At 69.7% G+C, this 22,923-nt stretch carries 23 protein-coding genes; 4 read left to right on the forward strand and 19 right to left on the reverse strand.

From position 1 onward, the window contains the following. Positions 1–43: 43 nt before the first annotated feature. From DEQ67_RS10090 to DEQ67_RS10135, 10 genes are all read right to left on the reverse strand, one after another. The gene (locus DEQ67_RS10090; RefSeq protein ID WP_004062350.1) at positions 44–373 is read right to left on the reverse strand and encodes a transcription factor S; all 330 of its coding nucleotides are present in this window, start codon (positions 371–373) and stop codon (positions 44–46) included. Positions 374–457: 84 nt separating this feature from the next. Continuing rightward, positions 458–1,000 (reverse strand): hypothetical protein, encoded by a 543-nt coding sequence (locus DEQ67_RS10095; RefSeq protein WP_115861799.1) that lies wholly within the window; start codon positions 998–1,000, stop codon positions 458–460. 15 nt (positions 1,001–1,015) lie between these two features. Then, entirely contained in the window at positions 1,016–1,939 is a 924-nt protein-coding gene (locus DEQ67_RS10100) for a hypothetical protein (RefSeq protein WP_115802848.1), read from the reverse strand. Between the two features lie 84 nt (positions 1,940–2,023). After that, entirely contained in the window at positions 2,024–2,860 is an 837-nt protein-coding gene (locus DEQ67_RS10105) for an RAD55 family ATPase (protein ID WP_004062353.1), read from the reverse strand. A gap of 86 nt (positions 2,861–2,946) precedes the next feature. After that, complete coding sequence (locus tag DEQ67_RS10110; protein WP_115861803.1) at positions 2,947–3,909, reverse strand: beta-ribofuranosylaminobenzene 5'-phosphate synthase family protein; 963 nt, start codon at positions 3,907–3,909, stop codon at positions 2,947–2,949. A gap of 118 nt (positions 3,910–4,027) precedes the next feature. Continuing rightward, the gene (locus tag DEQ67_RS10115) at positions 4,028–4,762 is read right to left on the reverse strand and encodes a DUF4397 domain-containing protein (protein ID WP_115861886.1); all 735 of its coding nucleotides are present in this window, start codon (positions 4,760–4,762) and stop codon (positions 4,028–4,030) included. A 124-nt stretch (positions 4,763–4,886) separates the two neighbouring features. Then, positions 4,887–5,207 (reverse strand): DUF7126 family protein, encoded by a 321-nt coding sequence (locus DEQ67_RS10120; protein WP_006601476.1) that lies wholly within the window; start codon positions 5,205–5,207, stop codon positions 4,887–4,889. Beyond that, positions 5,204–6,121, reverse strand: coding sequence for a glutamine-hydrolyzing GMP synthase (gene guaA / locus DEQ67_RS10125; protein WP_004042733.1), 918 nt, complete (start codon positions 6,119–6,121; stop codon positions 5,204–5,206). The genes DEQ67_RS10120 and guaA overlap by 4 nt, the downstream gene beginning before the upstream one ends. Further along, positions 6,121–7,770, reverse strand: a complete 1,650-nt coding sequence (pyrG, locus tag DEQ67_RS10130) for a glutamine hydrolyzing CTP synthase (protein WP_004062357.1) — start codon at positions 7,768–7,770, stop codon at positions 6,121–6,123. The genes guaA and pyrG overlap by 1 nt, the downstream gene beginning before the upstream one ends. A 135-nt stretch (positions 7,771–7,905) precedes the next feature. After that, the gene (locus DEQ67_RS10135) at positions 7,906–8,463 is read right to left on the reverse strand and encodes a sugar O-acetyltransferase (protein WP_115802851.1); all 558 of its coding nucleotides are present in this window, start codon (positions 8,461–8,463) and stop codon (positions 7,906–7,908) included. An 87-nt stretch (positions 8,464–8,550) separates the two neighbouring features. Here DEQ67_RS10135 and DEQ67_RS10140 point away from each other — a divergent pair, with 87 nt between their 5' ends. Both DEQ67_RS10140 and DEQ67_RS10145 read left to right on the forward strand, forming a co-directional pair. Further along, the gene (locus DEQ67_RS10140; protein WP_115802852.1) at positions 8,551–9,351 is read left to right on the forward strand and encodes an aldo/keto reductase; all 801 of its coding nucleotides are present in this window, start codon (positions 8,551–8,553) and stop codon (positions 9,349–9,351) included. Positions 9,352–9,525: 174 nt separating this feature from the next. Continuing rightward, positions 9,526–9,693 carry a hypothetical protein gene (locus tag DEQ67_RS10145; RefSeq protein WP_155821702.1) on the forward strand — a complete coding sequence of 56 codons (168 nt, stop codon included), beginning with the start codon at positions 9,526–9,528 and terminating at the stop codon, positions 9,691–9,693. Positions 9,694–9,768: 75 nt separating this feature from the next. Here the strand turns inward: DEQ67_RS10145 and ppc are convergent, their stop codons facing one another. After that, on the reverse strand, positions 9,769–12,462 hold the full coding sequence (gene ppc, locus DEQ67_RS10150; RefSeq protein WP_004062362.1) for a phosphoenolpyruvate carboxylase: 2,694 nt from the start codon (positions 12,460–12,462) through the stop codon (positions 9,769–9,771). 212 nt (positions 12,463–12,674) lie between these two features. On the opposite strand from ppc, the gene DEQ67_RS10155 reads away from it, so the two are divergent. Further along, a complete protein-coding gene (locus tag DEQ67_RS10155) occupies positions 12,675–13,520 on the forward strand; it encodes a cytochrome bc1 complex Rieske iron-sulfur protein (protein WP_004062363.1) in 846 nt (281 codons plus the stop codon). A 255-nt stretch (positions 13,521–13,775) separates the two neighbouring features. On the opposite strand, the gene samp1 is transcribed toward DEQ67_RS10155, so the two are convergent. Genes samp1 through DEQ67_RS10170 form a run of 3 tightly spaced genes read right to left on the reverse strand, consistent with a single transcriptional unit; the run spans position 13,776 to position 16,779 of the window. Continuing rightward, the gene (gene samp1 / locus DEQ67_RS10160) at positions 13,776–14,039 is read right to left on the reverse strand and encodes a ubiquitin-like modifier protein SAMP1 (RefSeq protein WP_004042720.1); all 264 of its coding nucleotides are present in this window, start codon (positions 14,037–14,039) and stop codon (positions 13,776–13,778) included. A 23-nt stretch (positions 14,040–14,062) separates the two neighbouring features. Further along, entirely contained in the window at positions 14,063–15,568 is a 1,506-nt protein-coding gene (locus DEQ67_RS10165) for a cation:proton antiporter regulatory subunit (protein ID WP_115802853.1), read from the reverse strand. Next, positions 15,568–16,779, reverse strand: a complete 1,212-nt coding sequence (locus DEQ67_RS10170) for a potassium channel family protein (protein ID WP_004042717.1) — start codon at positions 16,777–16,779, stop codon at positions 15,568–15,570. Before DEQ67_RS10170 ends, DEQ67_RS10165 begins: the two co-directional genes overlap by 1 nt. Positions 16,780–16,879: 100 nt before the next feature. On the opposite strand from DEQ67_RS10170, the gene DEQ67_RS10175 reads away from it, so the two are divergent. Beyond that, positions 16,880–18,115 (forward strand): NAD-binding protein, encoded by a 1,236-nt coding sequence (locus tag DEQ67_RS10175; RefSeq protein ID WP_004062367.1) that lies wholly within the window; start codon positions 16,880–16,882, stop codon positions 18,113–18,115. A 76-nt stretch (positions 18,116–18,191) separates the two neighbouring features. Here DEQ67_RS10175 and DEQ67_RS10180 read toward each other — a convergent pair whose 3' ends face one another. The 5 genes from DEQ67_RS10180 to DEQ67_RS10200 form a co-directional block, all read right to left on the reverse strand. Beyond that, a complete protein-coding gene (locus DEQ67_RS10180; RefSeq protein ID WP_115802856.1) occupies positions 18,192–19,616 on the reverse strand; it encodes a universal stress protein in 1,425 nt (474 codons plus the stop codon). 9 nt (positions 19,617–19,625) lie between these two features. Beyond that, positions 19,626–20,354 (reverse strand): nucleoside phosphorylase, encoded by a 729-nt coding sequence (locus tag DEQ67_RS10185; protein ID WP_004042710.1) that lies wholly within the window; start codon positions 20,352–20,354, stop codon positions 19,626–19,628. 94 nt (positions 20,355–20,448) lie between these two features. Beyond that, positions 20,449–20,979 carry a hypothetical protein gene (locus tag DEQ67_RS10190; protein WP_115802857.1) on the reverse strand — a complete coding sequence of 177 codons (531 nt, stop codon included), beginning with the start codon at positions 20,977–20,979 and terminating at the stop codon, positions 20,449–20,451. A 68-nt stretch (positions 20,980–21,047) separates the two neighbouring features. After that, on the reverse strand, positions 21,048–21,965 hold the full coding sequence (locus DEQ67_RS10195; protein ID WP_004062370.1) for a carbohydrate kinase family protein: 918 nt from the start codon (positions 21,963–21,965) through the stop codon (positions 21,048–21,050). Positions 21,966–22,085: 120 nt separating this feature from the next. After that, on the reverse strand, positions 22,086–22,895 hold the full coding sequence (locus DEQ67_RS10200; protein WP_115802858.1) for a DUF63 family protein: 810 nt from the start codon (positions 22,893–22,895) through the stop codon (positions 22,086–22,088). Positions 22,896–22,923: the final 28 nt, after the last annotated feature.

Below are 22,923 nucleotides of genomic sequence, written 5' to 3' on the forward strand. Positions count from 1 at the left end.
GGACTTGGTTCCTGAGCGGGGAGAAAGAGGGGTTGTCAGTCTCTCAGTTGTACTCCCGCCACCGATACCCGCACTCCTGACATTTAAAGAATCGCGTCGGCGGTTCGTCGGCCGACCCGGTCTGCTTGATGGTGTACCACGCCTTCGTGTGGCCGCACTCGTCGCAGTGAACGTCTTTCGCGGTCGGCTTGCCCTCGAACTCAGCGCCCTCTTCGGTCTCGATGAGTTCGTCGCCCGACTGCGCCTCGGTGGAGACGAACTCCGCCGCGAGTTCTTCGTCGCGCTCGGCGGTCCCCCCGCAGTCGTCGTTCGTGCAGGTCATCGCGCCGTTCTGGCTCACCATCATCGAACCGCACTCGTCGCAGAACTGCATACCCGCCGGTAGCGGACCGAGGGCAAAGAAGCTGTCACTCCGCGCCGTCGGGAGAGTCAGAGCCGGCCCGCCGCGCGACCGCCGTCAGTCGTCTCGCTCGACCATCGGGCAGTTCCGCACCCGGAAGTGGTCGCTGTCTTCGAGTTCGACGATAGTCGTCCCCTCGTGGTGGCACGCGAGTTCCGGCGGCGCGGCGAAGTGCTCGCAGCGCTGGCAGAACTCGGTCTTGGGGACGACGTGGTCCGCGACGCCCTCGCCGTCGTCGACCGGGGTGGCCTCGGCGCCGACGCCGACGCCCTCCGCTTCCACGTCGTCGCCGCCCTCGACGAGCGACGTCCACACGTCGTCGCGGTCGAGTTCTCCGACTTCGACCGACTCGAACAGTTCGTCCACGTCGTCGCCCTGGTCGGAGACGTGCGAGCGGGTGCGACGCTCGGCCACGCGGCCCGCGAGGTCCGAAAGCGGGGCCGAATCGTCGTCGCGGCCGTCACGGTCCTCCCCCGGGGTGTTCTCGGCGTCGGAGGCGTCGTCTGTCGGGTCGGAGCGCTCGGGTCGTCCGTCGTCGCGGTCACCGAGGGTGAACGGCTCGTCTCTCGCCGCGTCGTCCGTGTCGTTGTCGTCGGTCATCGTCCTCGTGGGGTGTCAGTCGTCACCGTGTTCGCTCCCCGCCGCAGCGCCCTGCTGGGGCGACTCCTCCTCTCGGGGAGCGGCGGGTCGGTCGCGGTCGGTCGCGCCGCCGGTCGCGGGGTCGTCGTCGACCACGCCGGTGGGCGCCTCGTCGAGCAGGTCTTCGACCGCGTCGGTCGCGCGGGCCGAATCGGCCGACTCCAGCGCGGGGGGGCGACCGGTGTGGAGCGTCGCCGAGCCGAAGAAGCCGGGCGACGACGACAGGTCGCGGAAGGGGGTCCGACACGACGGACACCGGGGCTCGGAGAGCAGGTCCAGGTGGACGGTCTCGCCGCAGTCTTCGCACCGGGCTTTCTTCTCTCCGGTCGCGTTCGCAGTCCGGAGGAGTTCCGAGAGCGCCGTCCGTTCGCGCTCGGCGGCTTCGAGGTCCGCCGCCCTCGCGCGGAGGTCCAACAGCGTCCGCGCGACCGTCCGAAGGTTCTCGTCGACCGTCGCGGTCGTCTCGTCGAGATAGGTGAGAATCTCCTCGAAGTTCTCGAAGCCGGCGTCGACCCGCTCGTCGAGGTCGGCCATGCGGTTTCGGGTCGCGTGCACGTCGTCGGCCAGTCGGTCGAGTTCGGCGTCCAACTCCGGGTGTGCGTGGTCGCGCGGCGCTTTCTCGTCGGTCTCGCGTTTGACCTGCACGACGCGCGTCCGCACGTCGGATATTTTCTCGTCCAGTTCGCCTTCGAGCGCCTCGACGCGCCCTTCGACCCCGTCGAGGCGTTCGGGGACCGTCGCGTCGCCGTCGAGCGATTCGCCCGCGTCGCTCACGGCGAGCCGGTAGGTCCCGAGGGCCCGCGCGAGCACCGTCTCCGGGTCGACGCCCTCCTCGTCGGCGCGCGCTTCGACCCACGTGCGGAGGTCGTCTGGGAGCGACGCCCGGTCTTCCCCTTGCATCTTCGTCCCCTCTTTGTCCCTGTGGACTTAAGAACTATCCCCGAATTCTCGACAGTTCATCGCGTCCCCGTCGCGGCGGGTCGCTCAGCGAATCTTCCGCACGTCGCTCACGTCGAGGCCGCTTTCGTTGATTTCGGTCTCGAACTGCACGATGTTCTCGCTCTCCAGTCGGGCGAGCACGCCGCGGAACTCTTGGACGACCATCGTCCGCGCGCGCTTCGACCCGCCGGACTCCCACTCGAACAGCAGCGTCCCGCCGGTCGCGCCCTTGAGGACGCCGAGTTCGGTCTTCGAGAGCGCTTCGGTGCTCACGAGCACGAGGATGAGCCCGCCCCACTGGTAGGAGGCCTTCTCCAGCCCCTTGATGACCATGGCGATGTCCGACCACGTCATCTCGTCGGACTGGCTCGCCACGAGGTCGGTCAGGGAGTCGATGACGACGAGGTTGCCGGCGGCGTGTTCGCTCAGGGTGCTCCCCAGCGCGCCCAACACGGATTCGCGGTTGTGTCGGTGGCCGAGGTCCTCTAACTTCGTCGGCTGGCCGAGATACCACTCGCGCGGAATCGGGCTGAGCTGGAAGTACTCCGGCGAGAGGTCGTGAAACTCGATGTGTTCGACCGCGGACTCGACGACCTCGTCGTCCATCGTGTACCCCATCTCGCGGCGCAGGTACTCCTCGCCGGCGGTAAACGAGACGTAGTGAATCTCCGGCGGCGGCGTCGCGGTGTCCGCGAGCGAGCCGTAGTGGAGGTCGAACAGCTCCTCGTCGGTGTGCGAGAGGGCGTTCATCGTCGCGCTCGTGTAGAGGAACTCCCGAGCGCCCGCGCCGGACTCCCCCGCGAGGAGCACGACGTTCCCCGGGGGTGCGCCGCCGCCGATGATGCTGTCGAGGCGGGGGACGCCGAAGGGGATTTGAGACATACCGAAGCCGACTCGGCCGCGTCGGTTAGGCGTTTCGGGGAGCGCGACCCGGATGCCGCCGCCCTGCCGCCTGTCGCGCCGCCCCGTCACTCGACGCTCGCGCCGCGGTTCCGCCCGCGGGCGACCGAGACGGTGCCCTCGATGTCGGCGTCGGACAGCGCGGCGCGCCCCGCCTCGACCGCCTCGTCGACGTGGTCGGCGTCGGTCACGCCGTAGACGGTCGGCCCCCACGACGACTGGCCCGCGCCGTAGACGACGGGCGACTCCGACAGCGACGAGACGAGCGCACCGACCGGCGGCCGGTAGACGCCGCCTTGCTCGTCGGCGTACCACGTCCCGTTGAGCCGGCCGACGGACTCGACGGCCTCGCCGAAGCGTTCGGCGGACCCCTCGGCGAGCGCCGGGAGGAGTCGCCGGGTGACGATGCCGGCGATTCGGTCGCCGGTCTGGGCGTCCGCGCGCTCGACGACGGAGCGCATGCTCGACTCCTCGGCCGCGCCGTTGCGGCCGGGGTCGGCGTCGGGGACGACGAGCAGGAACCGCCAGCGGTCGGGCACCTGGTGTCGGGCGGCGACCGCCGGCACCGACCACGAGCCGTCTTCCGGTCTGTCGGTGGTGAAGCGCGCGGTCGGGTGGCCCGCGTCGAGGACGGCCCCGCCGGCTTCGAACGTGGCGACGCCGACGCCGGAGCGCCCGCCGCGACCCATCTCGGGGGCGAGTCGGCGTACGTCGGCCTCGCGGTCGGTGGCGGCCGCGACCGACCGCAACACCGCGAGCGCGAGCTGCGTCCCGCTGCCGAGGCCGGCGTGTCGCGGCAGGGTACGCTCGACCGACACGTCGACGCCCTCGACGCCGAGGAGGTCGACCGCCTGCTCGGCGTACTCGCGGGCGGCGGGGTAGCGACACCGAACGTCGGCGGCGGGCTCGGCGGCGACGACTACCCGCGGCTCGTCGAGCGCGACGCCGACGCCGCCGTAGAGGCGGTCGCGGGCGAGGCTCAGATTGAGGAAACCGAAGTGGATGCGCGCGCCGGTCGAGACCCGAACCATGTCACCGGCTATCGGCGGGGACGCCAAAAGGGGGTTTCGACCATGGCAACGCGGGCCGGAGTCACCCGCCGCAGTCGGGCGGTTTCGACTCTCGCGGCGGGCGGCGACCGGTATCGACTCAGCCCACGCGACAGACGTCGCCGCCGGACGGTGGCTTGGGCTTGCGAGCGGGCGAGACGGCGTCCACCACGGGCAGAACGCTGAAGCCGGGCGACCCGCCGGTGGCGAACCCGATGGCGAACACCGAGATGGTCCGGCCGCCGGGGAGCGTCGTCCCGGGGAGGTCGAGCACGACCGCCCCGTTCGACGACAGGACGACCTGGAGGTCGTACGTCCCGGCGGGCACCGTCTCGTACTGCGAAACGTCACCGAACGCCAGTCCCGAGAACAGCGTCGGGCCGTCTTTGACGACGATGTCGACCTCGGGCGCGTCGGGCGAGAAGTGCACGACGCGGACGCTGGCCTTGCCGTACGGTGCCGGGCGGTTCGTGTCCGTGAGCACGACGGGCGTGATAGCGTCGAGCACGTCCGTCGCCGCGACGGTGTAATCGCGGTTGCGCCGGAGCGTGACCTCGGCGTCGATGACCACCGTCGAGGCGTCGCCCGCGGGTGTCACCTCGACCTGATACGTCCCCGCGGGGGCGGTGAAGTAGTCGGAGAGCACGCCGAACGGGACGCCCTGCAAGCCGGGGAAGGGGTCGCCGTTCACGTACACGTCTACGGGGGGCGCGTCGGGCGAGAAGTGGCCGACTCGGAACCGCGCGTCACCCGCGGCGACGCCGCCGGGGCGTGCCGCCGCGGTCGTCGCGCCGCCTGCGAGCAGGAGGCCGGTTGCGCCGAGGCTCTTCAGCATCGTTCGTCGGGAGAGGGACGACATCTGCAACCATCATGAAGGACCGTGACGATATCAATATTTGCACAACTAGAATATTGAAAGAAAGTCTGCGCACCGAGACGGTCAGGAATCCCAGACCGTCTCAGACGAGTTCTTCGGCGACCACGTCGACCGCGAGCAGGTTCGGGTCGATGGCGAGGTCGGCCTGTCCCTTGGCGAACTCCGGAAGGGTGTCGTAGGCGTAGGTCACGACGCGCACGTCGGGGTTCTGCTCTTTGGCCACCGCGATGGCCGTCGCGTCGTCCATGTCGGTGAGCACGAGCAGGTCGGCGTCCTCGATGCCGGCCTCGCCGAGGGAGTCGGCGGAGGCGATGCCGGCGACGCGGACGACCGTCGCGCCCTCGTCTTCGAGCGCTTCACCGAGTCCGTCGGGGTCCGCCCCCGCGACGACTGCCGTCGTCATTCGTACTCGATGGTCGCCGGCGGTTTGTGGGTCACGTCGTAGACGACGCGGGCGACGTTCTCGTTCGTCCCGGTGATGCGCGACTGGATGCGCTGGAGGGTGTCCCACGGCAGTTCCTGCGCGCGGGCGGTCATGCCGTCGCGCGACTCCACGGAGCGCACGGAGACGATCCAGCCGTGGACGCGGTTGTCACCCTTGACGCCGGTGCCCTTGCCGATGACGGCGGCGAACGCCTGCCACGGGTCGTGCTTTTCGGTCTCGTCTTCGACGACGTGACACGCGTCGCGGGCGACCTGCACCTTCTCGGGCGTGACTTCGCCGAGGACGCGGACCGCCAGCCCCGGCCCCGGGAACGGCATCCGCTCGGCGATGATGGATTCGAGGCCGAGCGCGCGGGCGACCTCGCGGACCTCGTCTTTGTAGAGGTCGCGGACGGGTTCGACGATGCCCTCGAAGTCCACCACGTCCGGCAGGCCGCCGACGTTGTGGTGGGACTTGATGTTGCCCTCGGACTCGATGCGGTCGGGGTAGATGGTCCCCTGCACGAGGTACTGGGCGTCGGTCTCTTTGGCCTCGCGCTCGAACTCGCGGATGAACTGCTCGCCGATGACCTTGCGCTTTTCCTCGGGGTCGACGACGCCTTCGAGGGCGTCAAAGAATCGGTCCCGGGCGTCGACGACGCGGAGGCTCTCCATGAAGGAGAACGTGTCCGCAATCTGCTCGGTCTCGCCTTTGCGCATCAGGCCGGTGTCGACGTAGACCGGGGTGAGTTGCTCGCCGACGGCCTCGTAGGCGAGCGTCGCGGCGACGGAGGAGTCCACGCCGCCCGAGAGGGCGATGATGGCGTGTTCGTCGCCGATTTGGTCGCGAATCGATGCGGTCGCGTCTTCGATGAATTCGTCTACGTTTACCATTATGCTGTCACCTCTTCGTTGCCGAGTTCGCGCGCGTCGAGGTCGCCGAGGACCGCGCGGAGGAAGCCGAGGAACGGCGGGCTCGCGCGGTCGGGTCGGGAGCGGAACTCGGGGTGGAACTGCGTCCCGAAGAAGAACGGGTGGTCGGTCAGTTCGAGAATCTCCATGCGGTTTTCGGCACGGCCGGAGAAGCGGAGCCCCTCGGATTCGAGTTCGTCGATGAGTTCGGGGTTCACCTCGTAGCGGTGGCGGTGGCGCTCCGTACAGGAGGTGTCGCCGTACACCGCCTCCGCGAGCGTTCCGGCGTCGATGTCGGTGTCGTGCGCGCCGAGGCGCATCGTGCCGCCCATCTCGTCGACCTCGTACTGCTCCGGCAGGAGGTCGATGACCGGGTAGGGCGTCTCGGGGTCGAGTTCGGCCGAGTGGGCCTCCTCGTGGCCGAGGACGTTCCGGGCCTGCTCGACGACGGCCATCTGGAAGCCCAGACACAGCCCGAGGAAGGGCACGTCGTTCTCGCGGGCGTAGCGGATGGCCTCGATTTTGCCGCCGGTCCCGCGGGAGCCGAAGCCGCCGGGGACGACGACGCCGTCGGCGTCCTTCAGGCGCTCTTCGTGCTTGTCGAGCATCTCGTCGGAGTCGACCCAGAGGATGTTCACGTCGACGCCGCACTCGATGCCCGCGTGCTTGAGCGCCTCGTGGATGGACATGTAGGCGTCTTCGAGGGCGTACTTGCCGACGAGCGCGATGTCGACCGAGCCGGTTCGGTCGGCCGTGACGAGTTCGCGCCAGCGGTTGTCGCGCTCTGCCTTCGGTAGCGCCTCGTCGGCGATGCCGAGCCGCTCCATGACGTACTCGTCGAGGCCCTCCTCTTCGACCATCAGCGGGACGTGGTAGATGTCCGGCACGTCGGGGTTGGAGAACACGGCGGCGTCCGGCACGTCGCAGAACTGCGCGATTTTGGTCTTCGTCGCCGGTTCGAGTTTGTCGTCGGCGCGGCCGACGAGGATGTCGGGCTGGAGGCCGATGCTCCGAAGCTCCTTGACGGAGTGCTGAGTGGGCTTCGTCTTCTGCTCGCCGTTCTTCGAGTAGGGGACGAGCGTGACGTGGGTGAAAAGCACGTCGCCGTCTTCCTCCTCGGAGGCGAACTGGCGGAGCGATTCGAGGAACGGCATCGACTCGATGTCACCGACGGTGCCGCCGACCTCGACGATACACACGTCGGTGCCCTCGGCCGCCTCGCGGATGCGGCGCTTGATGTCCTCCGTGACGTGCGGGATAATCTGGACCGTCTTCCCGAGGTAGTCGCCGTCGCGCTCCTTCTGGATGACGTGCTGGTAGGTCTTGCCCGTCGTGATGTTGTGGTCGGCGGTCATGTCGACGCCCAGGAACCGCTCGTAGTTCCCGAGGTCGAGGTCGACTTCCGCGCCGTCTTTCAGGACGTACACCTCCCCGTGCTCGTAGGGGTTCATGGTCCCGGCGTCGACGTTCAGGTACGGGTCTATCTTGACCGCGGTGACGTCGAACCCGGCGTTCTTCAGGAGTCGGCCGGTGCTCGCGGCCGTGATACCCTTCCCGAGGCCGGACATGACACCCCCGGTTACGAAAATGAACTTGCGCCCCATCTCTGGGTCGTATTCGTCCGTCGGCATACTGACCGTGTGCGAGCGTACTTCAAAACCATTTCGGAGGGAACATCGTGTGCCAGAGCACCGCACGCACCCGAATCCGAGAGAATCGCGCGACTGCGACGCGGCGGCGACGCCGACGCGACGGCGCGCGCCCGGTCAGTCCAGCCGTTTAATGACTCGCGCCGGGTTGCCGCCGACGACCACCGAGTCGGGCACGTCCTCCGTGACGACCGCGCCCGAGGCGACCACCGCGTCGTCACCGATGGTGACGCCGGGGTTGACGACCGCGCGGCCGCCGAGCCACGCGTTGTCACCGATTGTCACCGGCTCGCCCGACTCAGGGCCTTTGATTCGCTCCGCGGCGTCGACCGGGTGGGTCGCCGTGTAGACGTGGACGCCCGGCCCGAGTTGGCAGTTGTCTCCGATGGTGATGGGACACACGTCGAGGAAGACGCAGTCGAAGTTGGCGAAGAACTCCTCGCCGACGCGGACGTTGTAGCCGTAATCGCAGCGGAACGGCGGCTCGATTTCGAACGACTCGCCGACCGCCCCGAACAGCTCCCGAATCAGCTCCTCGCGGCGCTCGATTCGGGTCTCGTCGGTGTCGTTGAACCGGCGCGTGAGCCGGCGCGCGCGCTTTCGCTCCGCGACGAGTTCCGGGTCGCTCGCGTCGTACGAGTCGCCCGCGAGCATCTTCTCCTTCTCGGAGGGCATACCCCAACCACTGGCGGGCCGGTGGTAAGTGTATCCACGGCTTCCGCAACCGCAGGATTTGACTCGTCAGCCCGCAATCGTTCGCCCATGAAGGACTTCCCGCGACTCGGCTTCGGGACGTACAAGCTCGAAGACCGCGACGAGTGCGTCGAGGCCGTCAAGACCGCCCTCGACGTTGGCTACCGCCACGTCGACACGGCCCAGATGTACCACAACGAGGAGTACGTCGGTGAGGGCCTCGCCGAATCCGACGTGGACGTCGACGACGTGTTCGTGGCGACGAAGCTCGACACCGACAACCTCGGCTACGACGACGTGCTGGAGACGGCCCGCGAGTCCGCCGACAAGCTCGGCGTCGACACCATCGACCTGCTGTACGTCCACTGGCCAATCGACAGCTACGACGAAGACGAGACGCTCGCGGCCCTCGACGAACTCGTCGAAGACGGCGTCATCGGCCACGTCGGCCTGAGCAACTTCCGACCCGACCAGCTCGAATCGGCCATCGAGACGCTCGACGCGCCGGTGTTCGCTCATCAGGTCGAGATGCACCCGATGCTCCAGCAGACCGAACTCCGCGAGGTCGCCGCCGAACACGACCACCGGCTGGTCGCCTACTCGCCCATCGCGCGCAATCAGGTCGCTGACGAGGAGGTCATCGTCGACATCGCCGGGAAGCACGACGCCTCGCCCGCGCAGGTCGCCCTCGCGTGGCTCATCGAGAAGGGCGCGACGCCCATCCCGAAGGCCGCCTCGCCCGACCACATCCGCGACAACTTCGCCGCGCTCGACCTCGACCTCGACGACGAGGACGTGGCCGCCATCGACGACCTCGATTCGACCCACCGCATCGTCGACTTCGAGGAAGCGCCGTGGAATCACGCCTGAGCTGAGCCGGTCCGCACCCGGCGGACGTCGGTGCCGACGAAACCCTCGTTTTCGCCGTGTTCGACCGCCCTGTGTCTCGTATTCGTTGCCACCGGCAGCCGCGGCTGAGTGGGACGTGCGACCCCGACACAAACAGGGTGAACATATATGATTGACTCGCCCGTACCGTCGAATATGGCAACGGTGGTGGTGGTGTGCCCACACTGCGGACAGCAAGTGGAATCGAGATACGAGGGCGACGCCGACTTCGACGGCGTCAGACAGCGGTTGAAAAGCGAGTATCGCGTCGCGCGGCAGACCTGTCCGGTCTGTTCGAACCCGTACGACCTCCGTCGGGCCTAGTCGGTCCCGGCGGCGCGGCGACGGTGACGGGGTCGACCTCGGCGGGTGGCCGAGGGCGTCGGCGTCGCGGTCGCGTTATCCCGTGTTCTTCATCCCGGCGGCGATGCCTTTGACGGTGAGCCGCAGGGTCCGTTCTTCCTCGTCGGTCCGGTGGGTCTGCGACAGCAGGTGGGTCTGCAACAGGTTCAGCGGGTCGACGTAGGGGTTGCGGCGGCGGAGGCTCTCTTCGAGCCACTCGCGCTTCAGGAGGCTGCTGCGCTCGCTGATGTCGAGCATGAGGTCCGCGGCGTCCTCGTACTCCTCGGTGAGCCGGGTGAAGAACTCCTCGCGGAGCTCCTCGTCGGCGAGGTTCGCGTACTCCGTGGCGATTTCGAGGTCGGTGCGCGCCAGCGCCATCGCGGCGTTGTCGAACGTGCTGCGGAAGAACGCCCACTCGTCGTACATCTCGCGGAGGTCGTCCATGTCGCCGCCGTCTTCGAGGAAGGCGTTGACGCCGGCGGCCAGCGAGTACCAGCCGGGGAGGATACACCGCGACTGGGTCCACGAGAACACCCACGGGATGGCCCGCAGGTCCTCGACGCTGCGCTCGTCGGAGCGGGAGGCCGGCCGGGAGCCGAGGTTGAGTTCCTCGATGACGGTGATGGGCGTCGCCTGCTCGAAGTAGGAGACGAAGCCGTCGGATTCGAGGAGGTCGCGGTACTCCTCGCGCGCGGCGGCCGCCATGGTGTCCATGGCGTCGACCCAGCGGTCGGGGACTTCCTCCTCGGGCGTCCGAATCGCTTGCAGGCGGGCGCGAATCTGGGCGTTGAGCATCTGTTCGAGGTTCCGCTCCGCGATGCGCGGGTTGGCGTACTTCTCGGCGATGGCCTCGCCCTGTTCGGTGAACTTAATCTGCCCCGTGACGGTCTCGTTCGGGAGCGCGAGCATGGCCTCGTTCATCGGGCCGCCGCCGCGGGAGATGGAGCCGCCGCGGCCGTGGAACAGCCGCATCGTCACGTCGAAGTCGTCGCAGATGTCCGCGAGGCGGCGCTGGTTCTTGTAGAGGTCCCAGTTGGCCGCGAGGAAGCCGTTTTCCTTGTTGGAGTCGGAGTAGCCCAGCATGATTTCCTGGACGTCGTTGCGGGCGGCGAGCGCCGTCCCGTAGGCCTCGTTCTCGAACAGCGTGCCCATGATGCGGCGCGCGCCGTTGAGCGCCGACTCGGTTTCGAGGAGCGGGACCACGTCGATGCCGCAGTGGTCGGGCAGGGAGACGACGCCCGCCTGGTCGGCGAGGAACAGCACTTCGAGGACGTGCGACGGCTCCTCGGTCATCGAGATGCAGTAGGTGTCGATAGCGCCGACGCCGTACTCGCGCTGCCACTCGCCGAGCTTGCGGAAGCGGCGGAGGACGCGCTCGGCCGTCTCGGACACGTCGCCGGGGTCTTCGAGGTCGACGACCGGCTCCTCCTGGAGAATCGCGTCCGTGAGGAGTTCGACGCGCTCCTGTTCGGAACTGCCGTAGTAGTCGAGACCCTCGTGGGCCAGCGCCTCGTGGACGGCCTCGGTGTGGTTCTCCTGGTGGTCCCGGAGGTCGAGGCTGGCGAGGGTGAAGCCGAACGTGTCGACCTGTCGCATCAGGGGCTCGACGTACACGTCCGCGACCTGCTCCGCGCCGGTCCGCCGGAGGCTGGCGTCGACGACCTCGAGGTCGGCCATGAGTTCGCTCGCGTCGGCGTAGCCGTTCGGGCGGACGTCCTCGACGCGGCGGAGCCGCTCGCGCATCAGCTTGAGCTTCTGGCGGTACGGCTCGTTGGGGTAGCGCTCGTCGGCCTCCTCGGCGACGACGGGGAGGTGTTCGCGGTCGGCCTTCAGCGAGCGTTCGAGCTCGTGTCCGGGGTCGATTCGCGTCGCGTCCTGGCTCAGCACACCGGAGAGACGCTTGAGCGCGTCGCTGTACTTTTCGAGGGCGACGCTTCGCTGGCGTTCGAGCGTGTCTTCGGTCACCTCGGGCGTGACGAAGGGGTTGCCGTCGCGGTCGGAGCCGGCCCACGACCGGAACTCGAACAGCTTCGGCACGTCGAGGCCGGGGTACTCGGCGCGGAGCTCCTCTTCGAGTTCCTCGTACACCTCGCCGACCACGTCGAACAGCGTGTTTTCGAGGTACCACTGGACGTTTCGGGCCTCGTCGGTCGGCTCCGGGCGGCGGTCGCGGACCTGCGAGGTCTGCCAGAGGCTCGTCACCTCGGCGACGACGTGCCGCCACTCCTGGTCGTGTTCGAGGTCGGTGAGGCGGCGCTCGTCGAGCGTCTCCAGCCGGTTGGCGATGGAGCGGAGCTTCGACTTCACCGTCTTCCGGCGGGCCTCGGTCGGGTGGGCCGTAAAGGTCGGCTCGATGAGCACGTCTTCGAGGACCCGTCCCAGAAGCTCCTCGTCGACCTCCTCGTCGTCCAGCGCGTCGAGCGTGTCGAGGATGCCGTCTTCGAGCGTCCCCTCCTGTGACGCCTCGCGGATGACGCGAACGCGCTCGCGCTCCTCGGCGAGGTTGATGAGTTCGAAGTAGGTCGTGAACGCGCGGGCGACGACGCTCTCGCGCTCCGGTTCGAGGTCGCCGACCACGTCGTAGAGCCGCTCGCGCGACCCGGACTCGCCCTTCCGGTAGGCGATGGCCGCCTGTCGAAGCTCTTCGACCGTCTCGAACGACGCCGTCGACGTCTGCGCTTCGAGCACGTCCCCGAGCAGCGCCCCCAGCTCGCGAACGTCTTGCCGCACGTCTCTGGTGTGCAATCGCATCCTACTCGAATACGAGTACCACATTCTAAAAGGCCACGAGTAACGCCGAAAATTTGCCCGGAGACGATTCCTCAACGAACGTTTCTAATGGTTCGTCCAGTTTTTCACTCGGTCGCTCGGCCGGCCGCACCCCCTCGCGGGCGGCCGGTTCGTCGTGCGCACTAACACGGTTGATTCGTCACGCTTTTACTGGCTGGGTCGAAGGTGAGTGTATGAGCGATAGCGACAAGTACCCCGCCGATTCGGGTCGCCGTCGGTTCGTCAAGGGCGTCGTCGGGGGAGCGGCGCTCGCGGGCGTGGGAACGACAGGCGCGGCCGCCGTCAACAGCGCAACGTCGTCCACCGGGTCCGGTGGCGGTCCGACGCAGGCGTACGCCATCGAGAACACCGGCGGTCCCGCACCGCGCGGTATGCCACAGATTCCGATTGAAATCGACGACGAGGGCTACATCAGAGGCGTCTGGCCCGAGGTTCAGACCGTCACCCAGAACGGTGTGGAAGTCGAACTCGCCATCACCGAGGACTACCAGGGAACCGGCGTCACCTACTCGCAGGACTGGTTCCAGTACTGCGGCGTGCAGTCCTACGAGGCACTCTCTCCGTCGTTCGAGTCTGACAACTACTTCCGCTCGGACAACGGGGCCTACGACTGGCAGTCCGAGACGTACAGCGCCGGCGACCGCCTGAACGTCAACGACTTCGACGAGTACGAGTCGTGGGGCAACGGCATCGGACAGTCCGGTCTCGGACAGCCCGCGACCGGTACCTGGCGCTCTCAGGACACCGAGGACACGATTCCGATTCAGGTGCTCCGTTCGACGCGCATCGAGGAGGCCGCACAGGACAACGAGTGGCTCGCCGCCTCGACGGACCAGGGCGTCATCGCGTGGCTCAACAAGTGTACGCACTTCTGCTGTGTCCCCGGCTACAAGCAGGCGGCCAGCTCCGCCACGTTCGGCGGCGAAGACGGCGTCTACTGCCAGTGTCACCAGTCCGTCTACGACCCCTTCTCCATCGTCGAGACGCTGTTTACGGCGCTGCCGCGCCCGAGCGAGTAACTCGGACTCGAAACTCGCCTTCCCGCTTCGCGACCGACCGCGACGCGTCTCTCCGTTCCGTTCTCTCTCGCGTTATCGCGTCCCGTCCCGCTGTTCTATCTCACCCAGTTCTCTCCCGTCCCGCTGTTCTACTCCCACCCTTCCATCTCGTGCTGTCGTCCCCCGTCCCGCGTACTGACGGACCGGCCGCTCGCGGGTCGTCCGTCAGGCTTCGAGAACCGATGACCGTCGCCGCGTCGGGGCGACGACCGCGCGCTAGCCGCCGCTGACCGGCGGGAACAGCGCGAGTTCGTCGCCGGCGGCGGTCGCCTCGCCGAGCGCGGCCGCCTCGCCGTTCCGGAGGACGTTGATGTGGTCGTACAGTTCGCCGTCGTCACCGAACACCCGCGATTCGAGCGCCGGATGCGCCCCGACGAGGGCGTCGAGCGCGTCGCCGACGGTCGCGTCGCCGTCGACGTCGACCCGAACGGTGCGCGAGCCGGCGACTTCCGCGAGGTCGGCGAACAGCTTCCACTCCATACTCCCGTCTCGTCGCCCGGTGCTCATGAGGATTGCGCCCCGGACGACCGCGAGGCCTCGCCGTCGGACCCGCCGGTGTCGGCTCCGTCGTCGTCGCCGCCGTCGGTGCGGCCCGTGTCGGTCGTCGCCCGGCGTTCGACCTTCCGGAGCACCTCCGGCCGGCCGACGACGTAGAGCGTGTCGCCGGCTGCCAGTTCGCGTCCCCGGCCGGGAATCGCGTCCACCGGGCGGTTCGAAGACCGGATGGCGACGACCGTGGTGTCCACGTCCGACACCGTCAGTCCGTCGAGGTCGGCACCGGGTGCGACGGTCGTGACCGCCATCGTCTCGTCGGCGTTCCGCAGGAGCGACGCGAACTCGCGGTCCACGTGGGGGTCCGCGGGAAGCGTCACGAGCCGGTAGGTCTCGCCGCTCGCCAGCCGGTCGGCGTCCTCCGCGTCGAGGGCGACGGTCGCCACGTCGTCGGCGACGCCGCGGAGTTCGCCGAAGGCGACGCGGGTCGGCTCGGCCGGCGCGTCGGTGTCGGTGCCGCCGTCCGACAGCGAACCGGGGTCGGGGCCGCCGCCGGCCGTCTCGGTCACGTCGGCGGCGTCGGGCGATTCGGTCGCGTCGGCCGCGCTCGCGATGGCGTCGGCTGCCGGGTCGTCGTCGGCCGCGTCCGGCTTCGGAACCGACCAGACCTGTACGGGGTCGCCGGCGGCCGCGCCGGAGCCGGGGTCGCCGCGAATCGCGACCGCGACGGTGCCGGGCGCGAGCGTCGGCCCGAGGCCGGCCGCGCGACTGCCGAGCGCGAGGTACGACACCTCGCTCCCGCCGGCCTCGAACTCCACGTCGACGTGGCCGACGCCGTGGTCGTCCTTGATGCGCGTCGCGAGTCGGTCGCGGAGTTCGGCCTCGCCGAGGCGTCGGGGGAACAGCAGCGTCTTCCCGCTCAGCTGGGTCTTGACGCTCTCGGCGACCGGGTCGTAGCCCTCGATGTCGCCGATATCATCGGGGAGCGTCACCGACGTGACGCGGCCGACGGTCCGGACGAGTCGGCTCACGTCGGCGTCGAGTTCCTTCGCGCCCGCGACGGCGAACACGTCGGTCGCGAGTCGGTCGCCGGCGACCCGGCCGACCGGGGCGATGAGCGCCCCGCCGGCGAGCGACGCGACGTTGAAAACCACGGTGTCCAGCTGAAACACCTCGGTTTCGGTGCCGGTTGTGAACGCGCCGAACAGCCCGATAGTGTTCAGGTAGAGCGCGACGACCGCGCCGCCGAACAGCACCGCCAGCGCCCGCGGGATTATCTCGCGGGTGTACCAGCGGTAGAGCAGCGAGGCGACCGCCGACACGACGAACGCGCCGACGACGAGGCCGACGAGCCGGAGCGCCTGCAAGACGAGCGAGTCGTCGGCCGGCGGAATCGACACCTGTCCGGCGGCGGCCGGCGACCCTCCGACCGCCGCGAACAGGTCGGCGGCGGGCGCGACCGAAACGGCGGTGCCCGCGCCGGCGGCCGAAGCGAACGCGGAGAGCAGCGCCGACATCACGCCACCGCCTCCTCGAAGCCGGTCAGGTCGGTTCTCGACCCGACCGCGTAGAGCGTGTCGCCGGCGGAGACCGCTTGGTCCCCTCGCGGCGCAATCGTCCAGTTTCCGCCGTGCCGGACCGCGAGGACGGCCACGCCGTAGGCGTCGCGGACGCCCGCCTCGCCGAGTGTCACGCCGTCGAGCGGGCTCTCGGACCGAACCGAGAGCCGAGAGAAGCGCTTGCCGGCGCGGCGGAGCAGTGAGACGAGTTCGAACTCCCGACGGACGCCGCGGGAGGTGACGACGAACCGCTCCACGTCGCTCGTGAGGAGCGGTTCGACCTGCCCCCGGTCGACCGCGAGCGTGACGCGACCCTCGCCGCCGACGGCCGTGGGGGCGCGCGGCGCGGCCTTCGGGGCGTCCGCGTCGTCGTCATCGTCGTCGGGTTCGCTCGGGACCTCCGCGACGGAGTCGACTCCGGCGACGGTCGCGGAGACCGTGCCGCCGTCGGTGACGACGACCACGTCGTCGCCCTGCGCGAGCCCCGTCGGCACGAGCGCCGTCACCGACACCGCGCGCTTGCCCGCCGGGAGGCGCTTCGAGAGGCCGCCGACCGGGGCCGCGGCGGTGACGGTGGCGCGGGCCCGCTCGTCGAGTCTGACCTCGACGGCTGCGAGGTCGAACTCGTTTTGCAGGCGGTCGGCGAACCGCGATTCGAGTTCCACGAGCGGGATGTCGGCGGGGAACGTCCACTCGCCGTTGCGGATGCCGGTGCGGATGTCGAGCGGAACCGGCGGGTAACCCTCGATGTCACCGACCTCACCGGTGACGGTGACGCTGACCTGCCCGCGGCCGCCGACGAGTTCGACCACGTCGGTCGACAGCGACCGCTCTGTGAGCTTGCGCAGCGACATCTTCCGCGGGATGTCGTTGGCGAAGGCGTCGCCGCGGTTGTGGGCGTACAACGACCCCATCAGGACGACCAACAGCGCGACCGTCAGCCTGACCTGGCTCTCCGACTGCGTAATCGTCGGGTCGGCCAGCGCCATGAGGCCGCCGCTCGCGCCCGCGATGGCGACGCTGAGGACGACGACGGCGAGGCCCGGCACGGTGACGCCGGTGACGTAGCGGAAGCCGAAGCCGAGGAGCCACGCGACGGCGGCCGGGACGAGGCCCGTGAGGACGCCGAAGTACAGCCCGTAGACGACTTCGACGGGGAGTGAAGCCATGCGCCGGTACACTCACCGACGCGATAAAGACGTGACGACGCACCCGTGACGGGCCGATACCCGACCGCTTTTGGCCTCGGACGCCAGAACTGCGAGAGACATGGCTTCGGTACGCGAGTGGGTCGGTGCCCGCGCGACCATCGGGACGGTGTTCGTCGCCGCCGTCCTGTCGGTCGCCATCGGCATCCTCAACATCAGTTCCCCGGTCGCCGGCGGCGTGCTGGCACCCTACATCCCCGACGCGGTCCGCATCACCGCCGGCTTCACCGGGACGCTGACGGGCTTTCTGCTCCTCGCGAGCGTCTTCGGGCTCCGCCGCCGCTACCGCGCCGCGTGGTACTCGACCGCGGTGTTGCTCCCGGTGACCGCCGCGCAGGGGCTCATCCAGTCGCCCGAGCGGGCGGCCCCGCTCGTCGGCCTCTCGCTTATCAGCCTCGCGCTGTTGGTGTTCAATCACAGGGCGTTCGACCGCGACCTCGACCTGACGGCGACGCAGCTGTCGGCGCTGCTCGCCATCGCGGGCGCACAGACCTACACGACCGCCGGCGCGTGGGCGCTCAGAGAGCAGTTCAACGGCATCGACACGCTGTTCGACGCGTTTTATTTCGGCGTCGTCACCGGTAGCACGGTCGGCTACGGCGACATCTACCCGCAGACCGCCATCGCCAGGCTGTTCGGCATCTCGGCGCTCCTCATCACGGTGGCGACGTTCGCCGTGGCGCTCGGTGTCCTGCTCACGCCCGCAATCGAAGCGCGACTCACCAAAGCACTCGGACGCATGACCGAATCACAACTCGACATCCTGGAGAACCACGTCCTCGTCCTCGGCTACGGGGAACTGACCGAACCGATTCTCGAAGAGCTCGGCGACCGCGCCCGCGTCGTCATCGTCACGCCCGACGAGGGGCGCGCCAAGCGCCTCACCGACCGCGGCTACGACGTGGTCACCGACGACCCGAGCGACGAGGAGGCGCTCCAGCGGACCCGCGTCGACGCCGCCCGCTCGGTCGTCGTCGCCACGAACAACGACGCCGAAGACGCGCTGGCCATCCTCACGGCGCGACAGCTCAACCCCGACGTGCACATCGTCGCGGCGGCGACCCAGCGGGAAAACGAGCGGAAACTGCGCCGCGCCGGGGCCAACACCGTCATCAGCCCCGCGGCGCTCGGCGGCCACTTCCTCGCGGAGTCCGCCGTCGGCGGGAGCGGCCTCGAAACCATCGAGGAACGGCTGCTCGACGAACAGCCCACCGAGCCGGCCGAAGACGGAACGGGCGAGGCGGACGACCCCGGAACGGGCGAGGCAGACGACCCCGGAACGGACGACCGTAACTGACGACCCCGGCGACGCCGGTCGCAACCGCGAGCCGATTCCGACGCCCGCTGCTCCGCGTCGCTCTCTCTCTCGGCGCTCAGTGCCCGCGGTCGAACACCGCCACGTCGCAGTCTATCTCGCGGATGCGCTCGAACGTCGGCGGCGAGATGAACCGCGAGGCGGGCGAGCGGTCGCCGCTGGAGCCGAGCACCACGAGGTCGTAGGAGGCGGCGTTGGAGGCGATAAACGCCGTCACCTCCGAGCGGGCGACCCGCGTCTCGATGTTCCCGTCGGCCGTCTCGACCAGATTGGCGAGCTTCGACTCCGCGGGCCGGCGTTCGACCTCCGAGGAGATGCACGTCGTGACGCTCACGCTCCCCGTCTTCCCGGCGAGACGCGTCGCGAAGTCTATCATCGCGTGGGCGGCGTCGCCGGGGCGCGCGACGAGGACGAGAACGCGCCGCCAGCGGTAGGTCTCGCCGGTCGAGCGAAACGCCACGGTGTCGTACGAGCCGCCGAACAGGCCGCGGATGTAGTCCGAAAGCAGGCCGCGGTCCTCCTCGTAGGGCGTCACCACGAGGTCGGAGTTGGTGTTCGCCGCGGCCTCGGTGGTCGCCGTCAGCGGGTCGCCGCGCGCGACGGCGATTTCCACGGGGACGCCCAACTGGGTCCGTAGGTTGTGGGCGCAGGATTCGAGGCGCTCGACCGACGCGTCGGCGTCGGCGTCGAGTTCGCCGTCGGCCGTGGTGTCCGGGGTCGCGTCGCTCTCGTCGGCCGGCGTCGCCGGGAGCACGTCGAGGAGGACGACTTTCCCGGCGCTGTGGGCGGCGGCGAGCCGGGCGGCGAAAAAGGCCGTCTGGGTCGCCGTCTCGCCGCGCATCGGGACGAGGACGTGGTCGTCGCCGCGGACGGTTCCGTAGAGGTACTCCGCGCGGCGCTCGTAGAACTGCTCGCGCCAGACGGTAAAGGCGATGGCGATGACGACGCTGGCGAAGAAGATGCTCACCACGTACTCCTCGGGGTTCACGTTGCCCGTGACGAGCGTCAACAGCGCCGTCGAAAACGCGGACGGCGCTTCCACGTCTAACGCCCACGTCGTCGCGCCCGCGAGGAAGATGGCGAGCGCCGCCGCCGACGGGTGGACGAGCGCGGTCCCGGTCGGGCCGTACGCCCAGCCGGTGAAGCCGACCGCGACGAGGCCGCAGAGCGCGCCGACCGTGAGGGCGACGACGAACTTCACGGGCGAGGCGTACCGCCCCTCGGGGTCGGAAAACAGCGTGTACGACCCGGACGCGAGCGGCGGGAACAGCAGGAACGACAGCGTGCTGACCGAGTTGGAGATGAGCGTCACCACCGCGATGAGCACGGGGATGATGAGGAGAATCGAGAGATGCAGCAGGTTGTTCGTGTTCTCTATCCAGCGGCCGAACGCCACCATCTCGCGCCGCTCTATCCGGCGAATCCGGTCGCGGAGCGCGCCGACGCGTGCGACCGCGCGGGCCGCGAGATGGCGAGGGTCCACGGCTGTCGTCTACGCGAGGTCGGCAACGGCGTCGAGCGAGATGGAGATGGCGCGCTCGACGTTGTTCTTCGCCTTCTCGGGGAGTTCCTCGTCCGAGTCGGCTCCCTTCTGCGTGCCGGCGACGAGGTTGCCGTCGACCGTGCAGATAGCGCCGGCGCGGAGCCCCCGACGGCGGGCGAGCGAGAACACCGTCGCGGCCTCCATCTCGATGGCGAGCAGGCCGGCGTCGTTCCAGTCTTCGACGTACTCGTCGGACTCGTTGTAGAACGCGTCGTCGGAGACGATGGGGCCGACGTGGACGTCCTCGTCGTTGGCTTCGGCCGAGTCGACGAGCGACGTGAGCACGTCGTAGTCGGGGACGGCCGGGTACACCTCGGACTCGTAGCGCTTCGAGGTTCCTTCCTCCTTGGCCGCGCCCGTGGCGACGATCATATCACCGACTTCGATGTCCGCTTGCAGCGCGCCGATGGTGCCGACGCGGATGAACGTCTCCACGCCGACGCGGGCGAGTTCCTCGATGGCGATGGCGGCCGACGGGCAGCCGATGCCGGTCGAGGAGATGGTGAGCGGGACGCCCTCGTACTCGGCGTTGACGACCTTGTACTCGCGGTTCTGCGCGACTTCCTCGACGTTCTCGCACTGCTTTGCGATGCGGTCGACGCGCCCGGGGTCGCCCGGGATGAGCGCGATGTCGTTCACGTCGCCTTCTTCGACGAGGAGGTGGGGCTGTTTCGCCATGTACCGACCCACTCGGGTCGCGGGCAAAAACGACGCGGTTCGACCGGGGGGCACGGACCGCGGTCCGTCGGCCGGGCTTCCGACCGAGCCGCCGTCACGCGAACCCGGTGAAAATCGCCGGCGCGAGGACCAGTAGCGTCGCCCCGAACACGAGCGAGGAGCGGAGCCACTGCCCGCGGACCGCCGTCGCGCGCTCCTCGTAGATGCGCCGGCCGGCGCGGGGGAAGATGAACCGGGCGAACGCGACGTAGATGAACGCCACGACGACCGCGGTCGCGACGAGGTGCGAGGGGAGATCGATGCCGATGCCGGCGACGCCGAGGTCCGGCGCGACGGCGTCGGTGACGAGGTAGACGACCGCGTAGAGGACGCCGGCGAGCGCGCCGGCGGCGTGGTGGGCGACGTTCGCGTCGCCGAAGCTCACCTCGTCGGGCGTCGTTCGGCGGACGACCGCCGCGGCGACGTACGCGGGGGTAAAGCCGTCGTCCTGCCGCCACATCGGGATGGCCATCACGACGGCGGCCGCGGCGCCGACGACCGCGCCGAGAAGCAGTCGCCCGGCGACTGCGCCGAGGCTCGACACGGCGTCGAGGGCGGCGACAGCGGCCGGGAGGTGGTCAAACATCGTCCCGACGAATGGCTGGTGAGGATAAAACTGGTTGGGTCGGAGCCGAGCGGCGTGGACGCGGCGGCTCAGCCCTCGACAAGGTCGTCCAGCCGCCGCCAACTGAGTTGCGTCCGCGCGCCCGGTTCGGCCGCGGTGAGCGCGCCGCAGGCGTTGGCGACCGCCAGCGCCCGCTCGTAGGTCGCCCCGTCGAGGCGGGCCGCGATGAAGCCCGAGGCGAAGGCGTCGCCCGCGCCGGTCGTGTCAACCGCGTCGATAGGGTAGCCCGGGTGGACGTGTCGGTCGTCGCCGTCTCTGACCTCCGCGCCGCGCGGGCCGTGTTTGAGGACGAGCGTCGTCTGCGCGAGCGCCTCGGCCACGTCTGAGACGGGGTCTGCGGCGGCGTCTCGTCCGCGCTGAACCGCCGCTTCACCGAGCGCGGTGGCGGCCTCGCGGTCGTTGAGAAAGACGTAGTCCACCTCGCGGAGCGCGTCGGCGTAGCCCCGGTCGCCGACGCGCCGCCCGGGGTCGAAGCTGACGGTCGTCTCGACCTCGTGGGCCCGTCTGGCGAGCGTCGCGGCCGTCTCGGGCGACTGGCTCGTCAGGTGGAGGTGGTCGGCGGCCGCGAGCGGGTCGGTCGGGAGGTCGGTCGCCTCGAACGCCTCGTTGACGCCGGGCGACCCGAGGACGAACACCTCGCCCGCGGCGTCGACGACGATGTACTTGACCGTGGTCGGGCCGCCGTCGACGCTGACGACGTGGCGGCAGTCGACGCCCTTCGAGGCGAGTTCGGCGACGGCGGCGTGGCCGTGTTCGTCGTCGCCGACGCTCCCGAGGAGCGCGGCGGGCACGTCGAGGCCGACGAGGCCGCTGGCGACGTTGGCGGCGCTGCCGCCGCCCGCGCCGACCCGCGACTCGACGGTCGCCTCGCCGTCGGGCTCCGGCAGGGCGTCCACGCGGAGGGTGACGTCCCAGTTGACGTGGCCGGCGCAGATGACACGGGACATGCGTCCGCGTAGGTCGGGTCGCCGGTGGGATAACTCTCCCGGGTCGGGCGACTACGGAGCGCGGCGCAACAGCGGGCATGCGGAGGCCGGTAGGCGGGCGGCCCAAACAGGGTCGCGGCCTCAGCCGGCGATGGCGAACAACAGGAGGTTGTGGACGCCGGGGCCGAGGCCGACGGCGGCGACGAGGCCCAACAGGAGCGACCCCTCGGTCGGGTCCTCGCGGACGTAGTCGGCGAGGAGGGCGACCACGAAGCCGGCGACGGCGAGTTTCACGAGGACGAACAGCCAGCCGACGCCGATGACCTCCGCGGTCGGGAGCGCCGCGGCGGCGTCGAGGATGACGCGCGACAGCGGCGTCCGCTCGCCGAAGCCGAGCACGTCGACGCCGACGGCGGTCGACAGCGCGTCGAGGGCGTGCCCGAAGAGTGCGAGGAGTCCGAGCGACCCCGCGGCGGCCGCCTCGGGCGCGAGTCGCGTCACGACCCGCCACGTCAGGGGAGTGACGACGACCGCGGCGACGAGGGCGAGACCGGGCCAGGCGACCGAGAGCGTCCCGGCGGCGAGGCCGGCGAAGAGCGCGAAGCCGGCGAGGCCGGCGGCGACGAGCAGCCCCGGAGCCGCGAGCGTCTGCGGCGAGGCGAGGTCGGCCGCGTCGAGCGCGAGCCACGTCGCGCCGGCGACGACGGCCACGGAGAGATAGACCGCGGGCGTGCCGGCGAGCGGTTCGACCGCGGGCGGGAGCGCGCCGACGACGTAGAGCACGTGGAGCGCCGACCCCGACACCATCCACGGGACGAGCGCGAGGACGTGCGCGGGCGTGACCGTCGGGCGCGTTCGAGTCAGTCCGACGCCGACGCCGACGAGTCCCGCGACGAGGGCGACGAGGTAGGGGAGCGGCGGGAGCGCGAACCCCTCGGGGAGGATGGCCATGCAGGAGGCGCGGCGGGGCGGCGTGAAA

Source organism: Haloferax sp. Atlit-48N (assembly GCF_003383015.2).
Classification (GTDB): Archaea; Halobacteriota; Halobacteria; order Halobacteriales; family Haloferacaceae; genus Haloferax; species Haloferax volcanii.